17 protein-coding genes and 1 pseudogene are annotated in these 19,137 nt (G+C 70.1%); 12 read left to right on the forward strand and 6 right to left on the reverse strand.

Annotated elements, in window-relative coordinates; genetic code table 11:
* Window positions 1-35: 35 nt before the first annotated feature.
* Window positions 36-560, forward strand: coding sequence for a PH domain-containing protein (locus LG380_RS10300; protein WP_225764973.1), 525 nt, complete (start codon window positions 36-38; stop codon window positions 558-560).
* Complete coding sequence (locus LG380_RS10305) at window positions 557-2,068, forward strand: PH domain-containing protein (RefSeq protein ID WP_225764974.1); 1,512 nt, start codon at window positions 557-559, stop codon at window positions 2,066-2,068. The genes LG380_RS10300 and LG380_RS10305 overlap by 4 nt, the downstream gene beginning before the upstream one ends.
* Before the next feature lie 6 nt (window positions 2,069-2,074).
* On the opposite strand, the gene LG380_RS10310 is transcribed toward LG380_RS10305, so the two are convergent.
* Complete coding sequence (locus LG380_RS10310; protein WP_225764975.1) at window positions 2,075-3,106, reverse strand: CDP-glycerol glycerophosphotransferase family protein; 1,032 nt, start codon at window positions 3,104-3,106, stop codon at window positions 2,075-2,077.
* 97 nt (window positions 3,107-3,203) lie between these two features.
* Here LG380_RS10310 and LG380_RS10315 point away from each other — a divergent pair, with 97 nt between their 5' ends.
* The gene (locus LG380_RS10315; protein ID WP_225764976.1) at window positions 3,204-4,028 is read left to right on the forward strand and encodes a glycosyltransferase family 2 protein; all 825 of its coding nucleotides are present in this window, start codon (window positions 3,204-3,206) and stop codon (window positions 4,026-4,028) included.
* Here the strand turns inward: LG380_RS10315 and LG380_RS10320 are convergent.
* The 5 genes from LG380_RS10320 to def form a co-directional block, all read right to left on the reverse strand.
* On the reverse strand, window positions 4,013-5,245 hold the full coding sequence (locus LG380_RS10320; protein WP_225764977.1) for an O-antigen ligase: 1,233 nt from the start codon (window positions 5,243-5,245) through the stop codon (window positions 4,013-4,015). The genes LG380_RS10315 and LG380_RS10320 overlap by 16 nt on opposite strands.
* Window positions 5,246-5,400: 155 nt before the next feature.
* Complete coding sequence (locus LG380_RS10325; protein ID WP_225764978.1) at window positions 5,401-7,125, reverse strand: glycosyltransferase family 39 protein; 1,725 nt, start codon at window positions 7,123-7,125, stop codon at window positions 5,401-5,403.
* 22 nt (window positions 7,126-7,147) lie between these two features.
* Complete coding sequence (rsmB, locus tag LG380_RS10330; RefSeq protein WP_225764979.1) at window positions 7,148-8,473, reverse strand: 16S rRNA (cytosine(967)-C(5))-methyltransferase RsmB; 1,326 nt, start codon at window positions 8,471-8,473, stop codon at window positions 7,148-7,150.
* 3 nt (window positions 8,474-8,476) lie between these two features.
* Complete coding sequence (fmt, locus tag LG380_RS10335) at window positions 8,477-9,400, reverse strand: methionyl-tRNA formyltransferase (RefSeq protein WP_225764980.1); 924 nt, start codon at window positions 9,398-9,400, stop codon at window positions 8,477-8,479.
* Window positions 9,401-9,514: 114 nt separating this feature from the next.
* On the reverse strand, window positions 9,515-10,027 hold the full coding sequence (def, locus tag LG380_RS10340; protein ID WP_225764981.1) for a peptide deformylase: 513 nt from the start codon (window positions 10,025-10,027) through the stop codon (window positions 9,515-9,517).
* Between the two features lie 128 nt (window positions 10,028-10,155).
* On the opposite strand from def, the gene LG380_RS10345 reads away from it, so the two are divergent.
* The 9 genes and pseudogenes from LG380_RS10345 to LG380_RS10385 all read left to right on the forward strand — a co-directional run bounded on the left by LG380_RS10345 (window position 10,156) and on the right by LG380_RS10385 (window position 18,972).
* Window positions 10,156-11,280 (forward strand): LysM peptidoglycan-binding domain-containing protein, encoded by a 1,125-nt coding sequence (locus tag LG380_RS10345; protein WP_225764984.1) that lies wholly within the window; start codon window positions 10,156-10,158, stop codon window positions 11,278-11,280.
* A gap of 72 nt (window positions 11,281-11,352) precedes the next feature.
* Window positions 11,353-12,519 (forward strand): DNA-processing protein DprA, encoded by a 1,167-nt coding sequence (dprA, locus tag LG380_RS10350; RefSeq protein ID WP_225764985.1) that lies wholly within the window; start codon window positions 11,353-11,355, stop codon window positions 12,517-12,519.
* 18 nt (window positions 12,520-12,537) lie between these two features.
* A complete protein-coding gene (locus tag LG380_RS10355) occupies window positions 12,538-13,011 on the forward strand; it encodes a DUF494 family protein (RefSeq protein ID WP_225764986.1) in 474 nt (157 codons plus the stop codon).
* A gap of 33 nt (window positions 13,012-13,044) precedes the next feature.
* Complete coding sequence (locus LG380_RS10360; protein WP_225764987.1) at window positions 13,045-13,752, forward strand: GYF domain-containing protein; 708 nt, start codon at window positions 13,045-13,047, stop codon at window positions 13,750-13,752.
* Window positions 13,753-13,782: 30 nt separating this feature from the next.
* Entirely contained in the window at window positions 13,783-14,697 is a 915-nt protein-coding gene (locus tag LG380_RS10365) for an RDD family protein (RefSeq protein WP_225764988.1), read from the forward strand.
* 187 nt (window positions 14,698-14,884) lie between these two features.
* Entirely contained in the window at window positions 14,885-17,347 is a 2,463-nt protein-coding gene (locus tag LG380_RS10370; protein ID WP_225764989.1) for a DNA topoisomerase I, read from the forward strand.
* A 57-nt stretch (window positions 17,348-17,404) separates the two neighbouring features.
* A complete protein-coding gene (locus LG380_RS10375; protein ID WP_225764990.1) occupies window positions 17,405-17,965 on the forward strand; it encodes a Sua5/YciO/YrdC/YwlC family protein in 561 nt (186 codons plus the stop codon).
* A 164-nt stretch (window positions 17,966-18,129) separates the two neighbouring features.
* Window positions 18,130-18,826: pseudogene (locus tag LG380_RS10380) on the forward strand (DUF4124 domain-containing protein).
* Window positions 18,823-18,972 carry a hypothetical protein gene (locus LG380_RS10385; RefSeq protein WP_225764991.1) on the forward strand — a complete coding sequence of 50 codons (150 nt, stop codon included), beginning with the start codon at window positions 18,823-18,825 and terminating at the stop codon, window positions 18,970-18,972. The pseudogene LG380_RS10380 and the gene LG380_RS10385 overlap by 4 nt, the downstream one beginning before the upstream one ends.
* The last annotated feature ends 165 nt before the right edge of the window (window positions 18,973-19,137 follow it).

The following is a 19,137-nucleotide window of genomic DNA, read 5'->3' on the forward strand; positions in this document are numbered from 1 at the left end:
TGTTAGGCTCGCGCGCATCCGCCGGAGACACCTGCTTGCACCCGCCCAGCACCGACACCGAAGCTCCTTCGACCCCGTTTCCCTTCGCCGATGAGCCCGCCTGGCAGCAGTTGCCGGGCCGTGGTGCGTGGCTGGCCGCCACCGGCGGCGCACTGACCATGGGCATCGTGCTGGGCATGGCCGGCTTTGCCTTCTCGCTGCTGCTCGACCGCACGCAACTGCTGCCGGCAGTGCTGGCCGCCGGCGGCACCGGCGCGGTGTTCGGCGCCTGGTTCGGCTTCCGCCGCCACCGCCGCACCTTCTGGCACCTGGACGAACACGGCCTGGGCCTGCGCCGCGGCCACTGGTGGCACAGCGAAACCCGGGTGCCGCTGTCGCGCGTGCAGCACCTGGACCTGCGCCGCGGTCCGCTGGAACGTGTCGCCGGGCTCGGCACGCTGGTGGTCCACACCGCCGGCAGCCGGCACAGCGCGGTGTCCATCGCCGGGCTGGACCAGCACGATGCCGAGCACCTGCGCGACCGGCTCTCGCGCCAGCTCGACGAAGACGACGCGCTGTGAGCACCCGCGCGATTCCCGCAGCCGTCGACCACCGGCTGCACCCGTGGTCGTGGCTTTTCGTGCTGCTGCAGCAACTGCGGCAGTTCCTGTTGCCGCTGGTGGCGTTGCTGGTGTTCGGCAACCGTGGCGACCGCGATGAGCTCGTCGGCCACCTGGTCACGCTGGGCGTGGTCGTGGCGCTGGTGGGCACCGCGGTGCTGCAGTACCTGACCTACCGCTACCGAATCGGCAACGACGGGCTGAGCATCCGCAGCGGGATCCTGGCCCGCAACCGGCGCGAGATCCCGTTCGCCCGCATCCACAACGTCACCGTGCACCAGAACGTGCTGCACCGGCTGTTCGGCGTGGCCGAGCTGCGCCTGGAATCGGCCGGCGGCGACAAGCCCGAGGCACAGATGCGCGTGCTGCGGCTGGACCAGGCGCTGGCGCTGGAGCAGCTGATCCGCCATCGCGGCCACGCCCCGCAGGCGATGCCAGACGCGATACCGCAGCCCGCGCCCGCACCGGACGTGCTGCTCGCACTGCCGGCCGGCGAGCTGGTGCGCCTGGGCCTGGTTTCCAACCGCGCGCTGGTGGTGCTGGCAGCCGCGTTCGGTGCCGGCTACCAGATGTTCCCGCGGCAGGTGGTGGAAGGATTCATCGAGCAGCAGGGCCGGCAGGTGTTCGGCTATGCCAGCAGCCTGCAGCTGGGCAGCTGGACCACCGCGGCCACCGTCTCCGTCGGGCTGGTGTTCGCACTGGCGGTGATGCGCCTGCTGTCCATTGGGCTTGCGCTGCTGCAGTACCACGACTTCCGCCTGAGCGAAGGCGATGGGCGGCTCACCGTCGAGCGCGGCCTGCTGACCCGCGTGCGCGCCAGCGCGGCACCGCGCCGCATCCAGGCCTGGACTCTGCGGGAAGGCCTGCTGCACCGCCTGTTCGGACGCCGCAGCCTGCGCATCGACATCGCTTCGGGCTCGCCCCAGGACGAGCACGGCCGCGCACTCAAGGAGCTGGTGCCGATCGGCCGGCCGGAAACCTGCGATGCCCTGATCAACCACGTGCTGCCGGCGGTGCAGTGGCCGCCGATGCAGTGGCAGCCGGTGGTCACCTCCAGCTGGTGGCGGCTGTGCCTGCCGGCGCTGCTGCTGGTGCTGCTGGCCAGCGGCCTGGCAAGCCTGCGCTTCGGCGCGTGGGGGCTGCTGCCGCTGCTGTGGCTGCCGTGGTCGGCCTTCAAGGCGCACCGCCAGGTGCTGCGCATGGGCTGGTCCGTCGACGGGCACTGCGTCGCGCTGCGCGGCGGGTGGTGGAACCGCTGGTGGCGGATGGCCGAGCTGGACAAGCTGCAGGCGCTGCAACTGCGGCGTTCGCCGCTGGACCGCTGGCTGGGGACGGCGACACTGACCCTGGATACCGCAGGCGCCGGAGCCGGCCCGGCGCTACAGCTGCAGTTCCTGCCCGAGGCCGAAGCGCGTGCGGTAGTGGCCCGGCTCTCCCGGGCACTGGCCCGGCGAAAGCTGCGCTGGTAACGCGGCTCAGGTCCGCGCCGGTCCCCAGTAGCCGATGCGCTTGCGCAGCTTGATCTTGCGCCACCAGTTGCGCGGCTTGGGCTTGCGGTTGCGCCCGCCCCTGGCGACGAAATCATCGATCGCCTGGAGGATGCGCTCGGCCGACTGGCCATCGCGGTAGGGGTGCAGCTGGTCGGCGAACTCACGCACGGCGGCCATCAGTTCCGGCGGCCGGGACAGCGCGCGGCGGATCGCGGGCTCGAAGTCCTTCGGATCATCAATGTCGATCAGCTGCGGGCCGGGACGGCGGTTCTTGAACGTCACCACCGGCTTGTAGGTGAGCAGGAACTCGTTGAGCGCCGACGAGGTATCCGAGCACATCATGTCCACCTGCGGGAACAGGTCCAGGATGTTGTCGTTCTCGGCGAAGGTCAGGTACTCGTTCTGCAGTGCCTTGTATTTGGCCACCAGCTCCGGGTCCATCTTCGGATGGAAGGTGACGATCCAGCGCCACTCGCCTGTGCGCGACAGCCGCTTGATCTCGTCATGCAGGATCGGGGCGGCGCTCCACGACGGCGAGAACGTGGAGTGGTACAGGATCACCGGCGGGTCGCGCACCGGCTCGGGCTCGTCGCGCAGCTGGCTCATGAACGGGTCGATCTTCGGGAAGCCGGTCTCGACCACCGAGAAATGCCCCTGCTCCCCGGCCAGCTTGCCGAACGCGGCGGTGTCGCGCGGGCCGGTGGTGCAGTACAGGTCGAAGAAGCCACGGATGTAGATGTGGCGCGGCTTGCCCGCATCGAAGCCGTGGAAGGTCTCGACCTTCACGCCGGGGAAGAAGTGCGGCACCGCGTTGGATGAGGTGATCACCGCATACGGGTTCCAGGCGCGCACCTGCTCGACGGTCAGCAGCTTCTCGTCGGGCGCCAGGTCCTCGGCACCGGGGCCGTCGAAGAACCATGCCGTCTCGTCACCCCGGGCGCGGATCGCCGCCTGGATCGGACGCAGGATCGCCAGCGCGTAGCGTTCCGAACCGTACAGCAGGTAGTGGCGTGGCACGTGGTGGCTCCTGGTATCGCGTGGGGCGGCAATTATCGCATCGCCAGTGTGGCAGGTGGCTGCTAGGCTGGCCGCCGGTTCCCGCCGTTTCCCGTGCATGTCCAGCCCGACCCCGACCGTTCCTGCCGACCGTCCCCGCCTGTCGGCCTGCATCATTGCCTTCAACGAGGCCGACCGCATCGGCGACTGCCTGGCCTCGCTGTCGTTCTGCGACGAGATCGTGGTGGTGGATTCGTTCTCCACCGATGGCACCGTGGAAGTTGCCCAGGCCGCCGGCGCACGCGTGCTGCAGCGCGCGTTCACCGGTTTCCGCAGCCAGAAGGCGTACTGCGTGGAGCAGGCCAGTCATGACTGGGTGCTGTGCCTGGATGCCGACGAGCGGGTCAATGCGACCCTGCGTGCGGCCATCGAACAGGAGCGCGATGCCGGTTTCCCGAGCGGTGTCGGCTACCGCTTCGCGCGATGCTCGGAATACTTCGGCCGCTTCCTGCGCCACGGCACTGCCTACCCGGACCGGGTGCTGCGATTGTTCGACCGCCGCCACGGCGGCTGGCGCGGCGAGCGCGAGATCCACGAGGCGGTCAGCGTCGACGGCACGGTGGCGCTGCTGCGCGGCGACCTGCTGCACCACCCCTACCGCAGCTTCCTGCAGTTGCTGGACAAGAAGCAGAAGTATGCGCGGATGATGGCCGAACACGAGTTCGCGCGCGGCAAGCGCGCCACCCTCGGCAAGCTGGTGCTGGCACCGGCGTGGCGCTTCGTGCGCAGCTACGTGGTCAGGCGTGGCTTCCTTGATGGCTGGCCGGGCCTGATCGAGGCCTTCGTCAGTGCCAACTACGTCCGGCAGAAGACCATCATGCTGTGGCTGCTGCACAACGGCCAGCCACTGGTCGACCCGCCGCGGAATCAGCCGCGCGGCTGAGCCGCCACCGTCCGCGCCCGCAGCACGGCAAGGCCCATCAGCACGCCGACGATGCTGACGTAGAAGCTGGCGGTGATCTGGTGGGCGAACATCGACTGGGTCAGGCCGCACAGCGCGTAACCGACCACGACCATGATCCCGGCCGCCGCCGGCCCGCGGAATTTCCCATGGCCGCTGCGGCGGTGCAGACGTGCGAACAGCAGCAGCGGCACGCCATAGATCGCCAGCAGCAACAGCACGCCGGGCACGCCGCGGGTGGCGGCCCACTCGGCGAGGTCGTTGTGGGCGTGGCTGAGATGGCAGCGCGGCGCGGACTGCTGCTCGAGCGCGCATTCGGGCAGTCGCTTCATCGCCTCGTCGAAGCGGTCGATGCCCACGCCGGTCAGCGGATGCTCGCGGAAGGTATCCCAGGCCACCCACAGGCGCTCGACGCGGGCACCAGCCGAGGAATTGGTATCGCCACGCTCCAGCCGCTCCACGTCCTGGCGCAGCTCGTCCAGCCGCAGCCGCTCGCTCAGGCCCGGCACCATCAGCACCAAGGTGGCAGCCACGGCCAGCAGTCCGGCCAGGGTCAGCAGCCGGGTGCGGCCATCGCGCCAGCGCGAACCCAGGCCGATCGCCACCAGCAGGGCCAGCAGGCCCAGCCACACGCCACGGCTGCCGGTCAGCACGATCACCGCGCAACCGGCGACCAGCCCGGTGGCCACCCAGCGCCACTGCCCGTGCGGGCGGCAGAACACCAGCAGCACCATCAGCATCAGCACGATGTCGGCCAGCACGATGGCATTGGTCCAGGCTTCGGCACGCCACGCGCCGCCGGCCACCTGCACCACCGCCACCGGCAGCGCGCCGAACAGGCCGAGCAGCGCTCCCACCCACAGCGCCGAAGCGCGCGGCCGCAGCGCGCAGGTCCACAGCATCGCCCACGGGATGACCACGAAGCGGCTGTGGTTGTCGAACTCACGCAGGTCCTGGCCGAACCACCCCATCGAGACGATGGCGCTCAGCATCACCACGGCGGCCAGGCCGGCCACGGTGCCCAGCGCGGGCTGCCCCACGGCCCGGGCCTGCCACAGCCGGTCAATGCCCAGCACGCTGGTGGCCAGCAGCAGCAGGCCGAACGGCAGCAGGTTCCACGGGGTATTGACCACCAGCGCCGGCAGGCAGGCCAGCGCCAGCGCCGCCAGCCACTGCAGTGTCCGGGTACGGGCGGTCATGGGAAAGGCGGCATCGGCCGCCGGCTGTGACTTGCTGTGCATCGTGCGAATACTGGGCCCCGTGCTATGAACGGCTCCTTCCGGAACCACTGCTTCCTGCTCCGCCCCACCCTGGCCCGGCCAGTGTGGGCGCGCTCCATCCCTGCCAGCTGCGCTCATTCAGACTCGCCGTCCTGCTGTTCGCGCTGCTGCTGGTCCAGCGCTGCGGCTCCTGCCACGCAGGGTCCGTTGACCGCGCCGGCCGGCACCAGCCACCAGCGGCGGCGGTTGGCGATCCCCGCCAGCTCGGCCCGCGCGCGATCCACGCAGTCGAGCATCGCCGGCTCCTGCACCAGCAACCAGCGCTGCGCCGGTGCCTGTGCCTGCCAGGCCACGCCGCGGCGCAGCTGCTCGTCCCATGGCACCTTGAAGCCGAAGTCCTGCGCCGGGCGATCGGCCATCAGCAGGTTCTGCTCCTTCCAGGCCACCAGTCCCAGCTCGGCCCCGGCGTCCAGGCGCTGGCCGACGCTGCGCATCAGCCCGGCGGCCGAGCCGGAATCGTTGAGCAACGGATAGCCGAACAGGCCATAGGCCACCCAGAACCCGGCCAGGGTCGAGGCCAGCGCCGCGTGCACCCGTCGCCAGCCGAACAACAGCAGGCTGCCCGCACCCCAGGTGCCGATCGCCAGCATCACCCAGGCCAGGGTGTCGACGGTGGCGGCATCCAGGCCCCGGTTGGCCATCAGCCGCGCCTCGAACGGAGGCGAACCCGCCAGCACCGCCACGCCGGCTGCCAGCAGCACGGCCACCAGCACCCCGGCAAACCCCAGCAGGGCGGCCTTGAAGCCGCGCCGCCGCAACAGGCCCGGCAGCAGCGGTGCCAGCGCCAGGCAGAACATCGGCAGCGCCGGCAGGATGTAGACATCACGCTTGCCGGCCGGAATCGAGAAGAACACCACCACCATCGCCCACCACGCCAGCGGCAGCAGGTAGCGGGCGTCACGCCGGCGCAGGCGGCGGCGCCAGGCCGGAATCGCCCACGGCACCGCCAGGAAGGCCGGCAGCCACATGGTCAGCATCGTGAGCAGGTGGTACCAGGGCGGCTGGTGATGGTCCCAGGAACGCGTGTAGCGCTTGGCGGTCTGGCGGAACAGGATGTCGTCCAGATAGGCGCGGTATTCGGCCGTCCCCTGCGAAAGTGCCGACCATGCCACCGGCACCAGCCACAGGCCCACGGCCGCCAGCAGCGCGAGCGGGCCAAGCCAGAAGCGCCAGTCACGCAGCAGCCGGAAATCCATCCGCGGCCAGCGCAGCGCCATCGCCAGCACCGCCGGCAGCAGCATCAGCAGCGCGAGCACGCCCACGCCCTTGGTGATCACGCCCAGCCCGGCGGCAAACCAGCCCAGCACCCACCAACGCCACGCCGGCCCGCACAGCAGGTGCCGCAGCAGGCCGTAATTGGCCAGGGTGATGAAGAACACCACCAGCGGATCGATCTGCGCCTTCTTGGCCTGGAAGGTGAACTGCAGCGCGAACAGCAGCGCCCAAGCCGCGTACAGGCCCACGCGGCGCGTCCACAGCCTGCGCCCAAGGTCGTAGACGCAGGCCAGGGTGCCCAGCGCCGCCAGCAGCGAGGGCAGCAGGAAGGCGATGCGCCAGTTGCCGGTCACGCCGTGGAGCGTGGCCTGCCACCACATCAGCATCGGCGGCTTGTCCGAGTACAGCTCCGATCCGCGGTGCGGGAACAGCCAGTTGCCGCTTTCCACCATCTGCCGGGCGGCCAGCGCAAAGCGCGGCTCGTCCGAGGGCCAGGGGTCGCGCAGGCCGAGGCCGGCCCCGAGCACCAGCAACGCCATCAGCACGAACAGCCAGAACTCTCGGGACGCACGGGTTGCGAACATGGGGTGCCAGGAGGTGGGAGGATTACTGCTTTACCAGTCGCGCGTAGAAGAAGCCATCCCCGCCCTGCTCGCCCGGCAGGCGCTGGCGCGCCCCGCCCTGGTCGTGGCCGAAGGCGGCCGAGAGCGGTTCCAGGGAGGCATCCGGCGTACGCGCCAGGAAGGCCTGCACCTGGTGGTGGTTCTCCCTGCGCAGCAGCGAGCAAGTGGCGTAGACCAGCACCCCGCCCGGGCGCAGCACGCGCCAGGCGGCATCGAGCAGCCGTGCCTGCAGGGCGACCAGCGCGTCGATGTCCTCCGGGCGGCGGTGCAGCAGCACGTCGGGCTGGCGACGGACCACGCCGGTGGCCGAGCATGGCGCGTCCAGCAGCACCGCATCGAACGGCTGCCCATCCCACCACCTGTCAACGTCGGCGGCATCCACCGCGCGCACCTCGGCCTGCGCCCCGACGCCGGTACGGGCAAACGTGTCGCGGATGCGCTGCAGGCGCCGGGCGTCGACGTCCAGCGCCAGCAGACGAAACTGCGGATCGCGCTCGAGCAGGTGCGCGGACTTGCCGCCGGGCGCGGCGCAGGCATCAAGCACCCGCGCGCCCGGATCGGGGGCCAGCGCATCGGCCACCTGCTGGGCGGAGAGGTCCTGCACCGACACCGCACCGTCGGCGAAACCGGGCAACGCACTGACCGCCACGGCCACCGGCAGGCGGATCGAGTCGGCCGCCAGCGGCGAAGCTTCGGCCGCGATACCGGCTTCGTGCAGGCGCTGCAGGTAGTCGTGGCGCGAATGCTGGCTGCGGTTGACCCGCAGCCACAGTGGGGCCGGCTGCAGGCTGGCCTCGAAGATCGCCTCGGCGTGGTCGGGCCAGTCGTGGCGGACCCGGTCGCGCAGCCATGACGGCCACGCCTTGGCCGCCGGCATCACCGGCAGGCCTTCACGCTGGGCGCGGCGCATCAGGGCGTTGACCATGCCGGCCTGGCGTTCGCGACCCAGTGCACGCGCCGCCTCGACGGTGGCCGAGACCGAGGCATGGGCCGGCAGTTGCAGCACGTCCAGCTGGGCGAAGCCGGCCATCAGCAGGCCACGCAGGTCATCGTCACCGCGGCCCAGCGGCTTCTGCAGCCACTGCTGCAGGGCCGCCTCGTAGGCGACGCGGCGGCGCAGCGCGGCAAAGCAGATCGCCTCGAGCAGCGCGCGGTCGCGGCTGTCGGCCAGCTTGGGCAGGGCCGCGCCGAGTTCGGCCTTCAGCGAGCGGCCCTGGCGGACCACCGCAGCCAGCACGCGCGCGGCAAGCATGCGCGTGGCCACGCCGGGCGCCTGCGGAAGACGGGACGGAGCGGTGCCGGTTGCCATCGATCAAACTCCCGCCAGGAGGTCGCGACGGGCGTTGAGGTAGTCAGCCGCGGTGATCGACTTTCCGCCCTCGCGCTGGACCACGCGCAGGCGCAGCGCGCCCTGGCCACAGGCAATGTCGATGCCGTCCTTGCTGGCGGCCAGCACCGTGCCCGGGGCCTTGCCCTGGTTGTCGGCCAGTGGCACCGCGCCGTGGATGCGCAGCCGCTCGCCGGCCAGGCTGGCCTCGGCGATCGGCCAGGGATTGAAGGCGCGCACGCGCCGCGCCAGCGCCGTCGCGTCCTCGTTCCAGTCCAGACGGGCCTGCGCCTTGTCCAGCTTGTGGGCGTAGGTCACGCCAGCCTCGGGCTGCGGCTGCGCCACCGGCTTCAGGCCGGCGCGCAGCAGGCCCAGGCCGTCGGCCAGCACCTGCGCGCCGAGTTCGGCCAGGCGGTCGTGCAGCTGGCCGCCGGTATCGCTGTCGCTGATCGGGGTCTTCTGCGACAGCAGCACCGGCCCGGTATCCAGGCCGGCTTCCATCTGCATCAGGCACACGCCAGTCTCGGCGTCACCGGCCTCGATCGCACGCTGGATCGGCGCGGCGCCGCGCCAGCGCGGCAGCAGCGAGGCATGCACGTTCCAGCAGCCGTGGGTCGGGATCTCCAGCACCGCGCGCGGCAGGATCAGGCCATAGGCCACCACCACCATCAGGTCCGGCTGCAGCGCGCGCAGCTGTTCCTGCGCGGCGGGGTCCTTCAGGGTTTCCGGCTGGAACACGGGGATGCCGCGCTCGATCGCCTCGAGCTTCACCGGCGAGGCCATCAGGCCGCGGCCACGGCCGGCAGGGCGGTCAGGCTGGGTGTAGACGGCCACCACTTCCTGGTGGCGCGCCGCCGCCCGCAGGCAGGGCACGGCGAAATCCGGGGTGCCGGCAAACACGATTCTCATGTCAATTCCATTGGCAGAAAGGAAAACGGCGCCGGAAGCCGGCGCCGCGTGCTGGCGGGCCGGCGATTTACCGGTCGACGCCGCGGGCGACCCGTGCCGGGCACGGGCTCACGCTCAGGCGACGTGCTTGCGCGCCTTGGCCAGCTTCTTGCGCACCATCTCCCGCTTCAGCGGGGACAGGTAATCAATGAACAGCTTGCCATCCAGGTGGTCCATCTCGTGCTGCACGCACACGGCCAGCAGGCCGTCGGTGGTCAGCTCCTGCGGCTGCGCATGGCGGTCGAGGTAGCGCACGGTGATGCGGTCGGCGCGGGTGACGTCGGCAAAGATGCCCGGCACCGACAGGCAGCCTTCCTGGTAGACCTTGCCGCCGTCCTTGTCGACGATCTCCGGGTTGATGAACACCATCGGCGCGCTCTTGTCCTCGCTGACGTCGATGACCATGAAGCGCTTGTGCACGTCCACCTGCGAGGCGGCCAGGCCGATGCCCGGGGCGTCGTACATGGTTTCGAACATGTCATCGACCAGCGTCTGGAACGCCGGGTCGGTCACTTCCCCGGCCGACAGCGGCGCGGCCTTGGTGCGCAGGCGGGGGTCGGGGAACTCAAGGATGGGGAGCAGGGCCATGGCGATACCGATGGGGGGCGCCGGACAATTCGGCAGGACGTCCCAATTCTAGCGCCAACGCTTGCGCTGCGCCCCCGTATCTGCACTATAGTGCGCCAACCTGTTGGGGAATCAGGCAGATCGCTACCATGCTCAAACAACTCCGCACGGCTGCTGCCGTCGCGATGCTCTCCGTTGCGTCCTATGGCGTGGCGGTGGAAATGAATGCTTCGCACCCCGATACCTACGTGGTGCAGAAGGGCGACACGCTGTGGGACATCTCCGCGCGCTTCCTGAAGAAGCCGTGGCTGTGGCCGGAGATCTGGCAGGCGAACCCGCAGATCCAGAACCCGCACCTGATCTACCCCGGCGACGTGCTGAGCCTGGCCTACCTGGACCGCGTCGTGGCCCGTCCGGGCCCGCGCCAGGACGCCCCGATCAACGCCATCCCGCTGGCTGACGTCGAACCGTTCCTGAAGAACCTGAGCGTGGTCGACAGCTTCGAGGAACTGCCCTACGTGGTGGGCCTGGAAGACAACCGCCTGCGCGCCAGCGCCGGCCAGTCGGCCTACATTGCCGGCCTTGACGCTGCCCAGCCGGGCCAGCGCTATGCCGTGGTGCGCCCGACCGTGCGCTTCGCCCAGCCCAAGCCGACCGAGGACCTGGACGCCTACGGCCGCGCGACCCCGGGCAGCGGCAACCTGTGGAGCAACTACATCCCGCAGGGCGACCGCAACGAGTTCCTCGGCTACGAACTGGCCCAGGTGAACGTGGGCACGATCACCCGCGCCGCCGGTGCCGGCAGCGACGTGGCCACCCTGCTGCTGCAGGACAGCGACCGTGAAGTCCGCGCCGGCGACCGCCTGGTCCCGGTGCAGGCCAACCCGTATGACCTGCAGTTCATTCCGCATGCCCCGTCCAGCCAGGCGCTGGAAGCCGGTGCACGCGTGCTGGCGGTGGCCGATTCGTTCACCTCGGCCGGTCCGCGAAACGTGGTCGCCATCTCCGCCGGCGCCCGCGACGGCGTGGACAACGGCACGGTGTTCTCGATCTGGCGCCAGGGCAGCCACGTCACCGACAAGAAGGGCCACCCGCAGTCCTCGCGCATGGACGATGCCATGGTCGCCGGTGCCGGCCGCTTCAGCCTGCCGGACGAGTACGCGGCCCACGCGATGGTGTTCCGCACCTTCGACAGGGTCAGCTACGCGCTGGTGATGGAAGCGGTGAAGCCGGCCCGCGTGGGTTACCAGGCCAAGCACCCCGACGCGCAGTAAGCGGCAAACCCTGACATACCCAGACGACGGCGCCCGAGGGCGCCGTCGTCGTTTCCGGCCGATGCTGGCGGGATGACCGCCGCCGCCCGCCACTCCATCCAGCAAGCCCTGCTCGCCCTGGTCCTGGCCGCCGGCCCGACCGCGCCGCGACGCCACCTGCTCGAACGCTTTCCCGACCCGGCCCAGGCACTGGCGGCAGGGCCGGAAGCCTGGATCGCCGCCGGCTGCACCCAGGCCCAGCGCCAGGCGCTGGCCCATCCGGACCAGGCCACCGTCGAACGCACCATGGAATGGCTGGCCGCGCCCGGCCACCACCTGCTCGGCTGGCACGACCCGGACTATCCACCGTTGCTGCGGCAGGCGCCCTCGCCGCCCCTGGCGCTGTTTGTCGATGGCGGGCCGGCCCTGGCCTGGCACCCGGCGGTGGCCGTGGTCGGCAGCCGTTCGCCCAGCCCCGGGGGCCGCGACCACGCCCGGGACTTTGCCGCGCAGCTGGCCGCCTCCGGGCTGTCGGTGGCCAGCGGGCTGGCCTCCGGCGTGGATGCGGCCGCCCATCAGGCTGCCCTGGCCCGGGCGGATGGAATCACCGTAGCCGTCATCGGCACCGGAGCGGACATCGCCTACCCACGCCACCATGCCGGGCTGCAGGCGCGCATCGCCGAACGCGGCGCGGTGCTCAGCGAATACCCACCCGGGACCGGGCCGCGCAGCGGGCACTTCCCGGCCCGCAACCGGATCCTGGCCGGACTGGCGCTGGGCACCGTGGTGATCGAGGCGGCCGAGCGGTCCGGGGCACTGATCACCGCCCGGCTGGCGGTCGAGGCGGGGCGCGAGGTGTTCGCCCTGCCCGGCTCGATCCACAACCCGATGGCCCGCGGCTGCCACCGCCTGATCCGTGACGGGGTCCAGCTGGTGGAGTCGCCGGAAGAGATCGTGCAGACCCTCGCGCCCGTGGCCGCCCAACTGGCCTCGGCCTTGCGGATCCGCCTTCGCGCCCCCATCCATTGCCCGGAGCCGGCCCACGCGCCGGCCTACGCCCCACCGGACACCGACTACCAGCGATTGTGGAATGCGCTGGGTTACGACCCAACCGGTATGGATTCATTGATCGAGCGGACTGGATTGACGGCTGCAACGCTGTCCTCCATGCTGCTGGTCATGGAACTGGAAGGACGGGTACTGGCCACCCATGGCCGCTACGTCCGCAAGACCAGTTCCTTCACCTCCCACAGCGTCTAGCGACGCAGGCCGAGGGCAATGAAAGAGAGCATTCTGGATGTCCTGCTGTACCTGTTCGAACACTATTTCAGCGAGGACGCCGACCTCGTCCGGGATCGCGATTCCCTGCAGAACGGCCTGATCCAGGCCGGCTTCAGCCCCACCGAGATCAGCAAGGCCTTCGACTGGCTCGATGCCCTGGCCGAGCAGCGCCCGGCACTGGCCCAGGCCCGCGTCGATGGCCCCGTGCGCATCTACCACGGTCCGGAGCTGGACAAGCTGGACGTGGACTGCCGTGGCTTCCTGCTGTTCCTGGAGCAGCACGGGGTGCTGGATGCCTGCCAGCGCGAACTCGTACTGGACCGGGCCATGGCCCTGGACCAGGACGAGCTGGACCTGGACGACCTCAAGTGGGTGGTGCTGATGGTGCTGTTCAACCAGCCCGGCGCCGAGGCGGCCTACGCCTGGATGGAAACCCAGATGTTCATCGACGAGCCCGAGCCACTGCACTGAACCCGGGCAGCACCGACGCAAGGAGCGACGGGCGTGATTGAGTGGTTCTACGCCGAGGGCGACCGCCAGCACCGCGGCCCCCTGGAAGACGCGCAACTGCGCGAGCTGTATCGATCCGGTCGCATCGGTGCCGACACCCTGGTGTGGCGCGACGGGCTGGCCAGCTGGCAGCCACTGGCCAGCCAGGCTGCCGAACTTGGACTTGAAGAACTGGCCCACGCCTCCGCCGCGGCCAGCCCTGCCGTGCCCCCGTCCCTGCAACCCACTGCCACGACCGCGCCCGCCGGGGCGCCGCCTGCCCGTGGCCTGTCAGGATGCGGCCTGGCCGCAGTGGTGGCGGCCGTCGTCGGCGTGGTCCTGCTGGCCCTGCTGGGCACCATGGCGGCCATCGCTGTGCCGGCGTACAAGCAGTACGTATTGCGCTCCCAGGTCGCCGAAGCGCTCGTCGAACTGGCTCCGCTCAAGGGGCGGATTGTCGAATTCGTGGACGAGAACGGCCGTTGCCCGGTCAAGGACGACGCGGGCTTCGGCCCGGCCGGGCGTCTGGCTGGCCGCCGCATCGGCAGCGTCCGCGTCGGCCGCTTCGACAACGGACACTGCGGCCTGGAGGCGCGACTGGACCTGCCGGGCAAGGCACTGCACGATGCCGCGCTCTGGCTCGACTACGACGCAGCCAGGCGCCGCTGGGAATGCAGCTCGGATGCCGATGACCGGTACCTTCCGGCCAGCTGCCGCGGCTGACGCACGCCAACATCCAACAGGGGGAAACAGATGAGTGAGTGGTATTACGCCGACGCCCGGCGCCAGCAGCATGGCCCGGTGTCCAGCGAGGAGCTGCGCGCGCACTTCGGTGCCGGCACCGTGGACCTGTCCACGCTGGTGTGGCGCGAAGGCATGGCGCAGTGGCAGCCGCTGTCCAGCATGGCTGCCGAACTGGACCTGCAGGAGCCGGCGCCCGCGCCGGAACCGCCTGAACCAACCTTCGGCATCGACCTGCGTGGCGACCTGAGCGCGATCGAGAACGGCACCGCCACCTATACCCCCTACACCGCCCCCAGTGCCGACCTGCAGGCCAACAGCGCCATCGTGCTGGGCGGGGAGATCGTCCTGGCCGGTTTCTGGAAGCGGGTGGCGGCCTACTTCATCGACAGCGTGATCGTCGGCATCGGCGGCGCCGTCATCGGCATGATCGCCGGTGCAGTGATGGGCGTGGGCCTGCTATCACTGGGCGGCAATGCCAGCGGCCCGGGCTTCCTGCTGGTGCAGGTGGTGAACTACATGCTGTCCCTGGTCATCGGCGCGGCCTATTACGCCGGCTTCCATGCCTCCAGCGGCCGCGCCACGCCGGGCAAGATGGCCGTCGGCATCAAGGTCGTACGCCCCAACGGCGAAGGCATCACCCTGGCGCGCGGCATCGGCCGTTACTTCGCAGCGATCCTGAGCGGCCTGCTGCTGTGCATCGGCTACCTGATGGCGGCCTTCACCGAGCGCAAGCAGGGCCTGCACGACCTGCTCTGTGACACCCTAGTGGTGGACAAGTGGGCCTTCACCGAGCATCCGGAGTGGCAGCAGCGCAACCTGGGCACGGTGACCATCGTGATCCTGGCCCTGCTCGGCGTGGTCGCAGCGCTGCTGGTGCTGGGATTGCTGGCCATGATCGGAATGATGATGGCCACCCTCAGGTGACCCACGCCGGGCCGTTGCTTGACAGTGGCGGCCCCGGCGTGATTCCACTAGAAAAGGAAGAAAGCTGAACGCCCGGGCCCCGCCCCGGGCGTCGGCATGTCCAGATCCCTCGCCTCCGCTTCACTAACGTGGGCTTTTGAGCCACCCTAGCGCCCCCCGGGCGCCCCCTGCCCCAGAAAGAACCAACATGCCCAAGCACCTGCTCATCGTCGAATCGCCGGCCAAGGCCAAGACGATCAACAAATACCTCGGCAAGGACTTCACCGTCCTGGCCTCGTATGGGCATGTGCGCGACCTGGTTCCCAAGGAGGGCGCGGTCGATCCGGACAATGGCTTTGCCATGCGCTACGACCTGATCGAGAAGAACGAGAAGCACGTCGAGGCCATCGCCAAGGCGGCCAGGTCGGCCGACGACATCTATCTGGCAACCGACCCGGACCGCGAGGGCGAGGCGATCAGCTGGCACATCGCCGAGATCCTCAAGGAGCGCGGCCTGGTCAAGGACAAGCCGATGCAGCGCGTGGTCTTCACCGAGATCACCCCGCGCGCCATCAAGGAAGCGATGAACCAGCCGCGGCCGATCGCCGCCGACCTGGTCGATGCGCAGCAGGCGCGCCGCGCGCTGGATTACCTGGTCGGCTTCAACCTGTCGCCGGTGCTGTGGCGCAAGGTCCAGCGCGGTCTATCGGCCGGCCGCGTGCAGAGCCCGGCGCTGCGCATGATCGTCGAGCGCGAGGAAGAGATCGAAGCCTTCATCGCCCGCGAATACTGGTCCATCGGCGCCGAGTGCATGCACCCGCGGCAGCCGTTCACCGCCAAGCTGATCAAGCTGGACGGGCAGAAGTTCGAGCAGTTCACCATCACCGACGGCGAGTCGGCCGAGGCCGCGCGCCTGCGCATCCAGCAGGCCGCCGCCGGCGCCCTGCACGTCACCGACGTGGCCAGCAAGGAGCGCAAGCGCCGCCCCGCCCCGCCGTTCACCACCTCCACGCTGCAGCAGGAAGCCTCGCGCAAGCTCGGCTTCACCACCCGCAAGACCATGCAGGTGGCGCAGAAGCTGTACGAGGGCGTGAACATCGGCGATGAGGGCACGGTCGGCCTGATCTCCTACATGCGTACCGACTCGGTGAACCTGTCGCAGGATGCGCTGGCCGAGATCCGCGACGTGATCGCGCGTGACTACGGCACCGCCTCGCTGCCGGACAAGCCCAACGTCTACACCACCAAGAGCAAGAACGCGCAGGAAGCGCACGAGGCGGTGCGCCCGACCTCGGCCCTGCGCACCCCGGCCCAGGTCGGCAAGTACCTGACCGACGACGAGCGCAAGCTCTACGAGCTGATCTGGAAGCGCGCGGTGGCCTGCCAGATGATCCCGGCCACCCTCAATACCGTCAGCGTCGACCTGTCCGCCGGCAGCGAGCACGTGTTCCGCGCCAGCGGCACCACCGTGGTCGTGCCCGGCTTCCTGGCCGTGTACGAGGAAGGCAAGGACAACAAGAGCGCCGAGGACGAGGACGAGGGCCGCAAGCTGCCGCCGATGCAGCCCGGCGACAGCGTGCCGCTGGACCGCATCCTGGCCGAGCAGCACTTCACCCAGCCGCCGCCGCGCTTCACCGAAGCGGCCCTGGTCAAGGCGCTGGAGGAATACGGCATCGGCCGTCCCTCGACCTACGCCTCGATCATCCAGACCCTGCTGTTCCGCAAGTACGCCGAGATGGAAGGCCGCAGTTTCAAGCCCACCGACGTGGGCCGCGCGGTGTCCAAGTTCCTGTCCGGCCACTTCACCCGTTACGTGGACTACGACTTCACCGCGCGCATGGAGGACGAGCTCGACGCCGTCTCCCGGGGCGAGGAGGAGTGGGTCCCGCTGATGGAGAAGTTCTGGGGCCCGTTCAAGGAACTGGTCGAGGACAAGAAGGAATCGCTGGACCGCACCGACGCGGGCAGTTCACGCGTGCTCGGCATCGATCCCAAGAGCGGCAAGGAGGTCAGCGCGCGCATCGGCCGCTTCGGCCCGATGGTGCAGATCGGCACCGTCGATGACGAGGAAAAACCCAGGTTCGCCTCGCTGCAGCCGGGCCAGAGCATCTATTCCATCTCGCTGGAAGACGGCCTGAAGCTGTTCGACATGCCGCGCGTACTGGGCGAGGACAATGGCCAGGAAGTCAGCGTCGGCATCGGCCGCTTCGGTCCCTTCGCCAAGCGCGGCAGCACCTATGCCTCGCTGAAGAAGGAAGACGACCCGTACAAGATCGACCTGGCCCGCGCGGTGTTCCTGATCGAGGAGAAGGAAGAGATCGCGCGCAACCGGATCATCAAGGAGTTCGAGGGCTCGGACATCCAGGTGCTCAACGGCCGCTTCGGTCCCTACATCAGCGACGGCAAGCTCAACGGCAAGATCCCCAAGGATCGCGAGCCGGCCTCGCTGACGCTGGAGGAGGTGCAGCAGTTGCTGGCTGAAACCGGCAAGCCGGTGCGCAAGGGCTTCGGCGCCAAGAAGGCGACCAAGAAGACCGCCGCCAGTAAGGAAGCCGAGGCCAAGCCGGCAGCAAAAAAGGCCGCCAAGAAGGCCCCGGCCAAGAAAGCGGTGAAGAAGGCGGCCAAGAAGACCACCAAGAAGACCGCGGCCAGGAAAGCCAGCGCCGGCTGACCCCTGCCGGGCGTGCGGGAGGATAATGGCCCGGCCTCTCCTTCCGTGGTTCCCGGCATGAAAGAACTCGACCTCGCCAGCGCCATCGCCTGCCTGCACCAGGGCGGCGTGATGGCCTATCCCACCGAAGCCGTCTGGGGCCTGGGCTGCGATCCGCGCAACCATGCCGCGGTGAGCCGGCTGCTTGCGCTCAAGCAGCGGCCGGTGGAAAAGGGCCTGATCATGGTTGCCGCCGACATCGGCCAGCTGCAGCGCTGGGTGCGCCTGGACGCCCTGCCCGACGATCGCCGTGCCGAGGTGCTGGACAGCTGGCCCGGTCCCAATACCTGGATCATTCCCGCCGGCGAGCTGACCCCGGAGTGGATCCGCGGCGAACATGCCGGCGTGGCCGTGCGGGTCAGCGCCCACCCGCTGGTGGCCGCACTGTGCCGGGCCTGGCAGGGTCCGCTGGTTTCCACCAGCGCCAACCGCGCCGGCGAGCCGCCGGCACGCAGCCGCGACCAGCTCGACCCGGTCCTGCTGCAGGGCCTGGACGGCGTGCTCGATGGCGCTACCGGCGAGCTGGGCCAACCCACGCGCATCCGCGATGCACTCAGCGGGGACACCCTGCGCCTCTGAGCGGGCGGCCGCCACGGCCGCATCACGGCGGCCCTCCCAGCATCAGCGTTGCGGTGTAATGGGCAAACCTGCGATGCGAGGAGGGCGGACATGGTGATCGACGACAGCCGCAACACTGCGGCAGGGGTGTCCCCGTGAGCCGTCTGCTTGCTACCCATGGCGCGGTGCTGCTGCTGGCCGCGGCGTCGGCTTCAGCCATTGCCGCCGATCCCCCACCGGGCAACGTGCGCATCTACCGCTGCGTGGACAGCTCCGGCGCGGTCTCGCTGCAGGACGAGCCCTGCCCGGGGTCGCGCCAGCAGGTGCTGGACATGCAGCGGCCCCAGGATCCGCCACCCCGCAGCACCCCGGCCGCCGCATCGGCCCAGGCCGACAAACCGGCACGCGAGGTGCGTGAGATCCGGGTGGTCACCGTGCCGCCGCCGCGACCGATGTACGAATGCCTCACCCCCGACGGCGAGCGCTATACCAGCGACAGCGCCGAGGGCAATCCGCGCCAGGTGCCGGTATGGGGCTATGCCGTGGCGCCCGCTCCCGGCCCTCGGCCGGGTGCTGGCCCGGGCCCGGGCCCGGGCCCGGGGTCGGGGTCGGGTCGGGCCGGGGCCGGGGCCGCGCCCGGGACCGCGGCCACCGGCGGGCGGGATCCGGCCCGGGCATGGCGTGGTCGTGCCGATCGGGACGACCGTCGTGCGCGACAGCTGCCATGCACTGCCCCAGGCCGAGGTCTGCGCGCGGCTGCGTGACCGCCGCTGGGAGCTGATCCGCCGCTACAACAGTGCGCTGCAGAGCGAGCGCGAGGAACTGGTGCGCGAGCAGCGCGGCATCGAGGCGCGGCTGGACCAGGACTGCGGCGGCACATGAGCCGGCTGCCCCCGACCCTGCTGCTGATTGCCACCATGTCGGCGGCGCACGCCGGCGAGGTGGTGATCTACCGCTGCGTCGATGCCGGCGGCGCGCTGGCGATCCAGAACATGCCCTGCCCGGCACCCGGCAGAGCCGCCGGGTGATGCAGGCGCCGCAGCCTGCCGTCGTGCCGATGCCCCCAGCGCCGTTGCAGGCACAGGCGGCCCCGCTCCCGTCGCATGTGCCCGGACCAGTCAGACCCACGCCCACGCCGGAACCCGGACCACCGCCGGTGCCTGCGCCACCGCCGCCGCTGTTCCAGTGCAGCA

It is taken from the genome of Stenotrophomonas sp. Marseille-Q4652, from assembly GCF_916618915.1.
In the GTDB taxonomy this organism is placed as follows: Bacteria; Pseudomonadota; Gammaproteobacteria; order Xanthomonadales; family Xanthomonadaceae; genus Stenotrophomonas.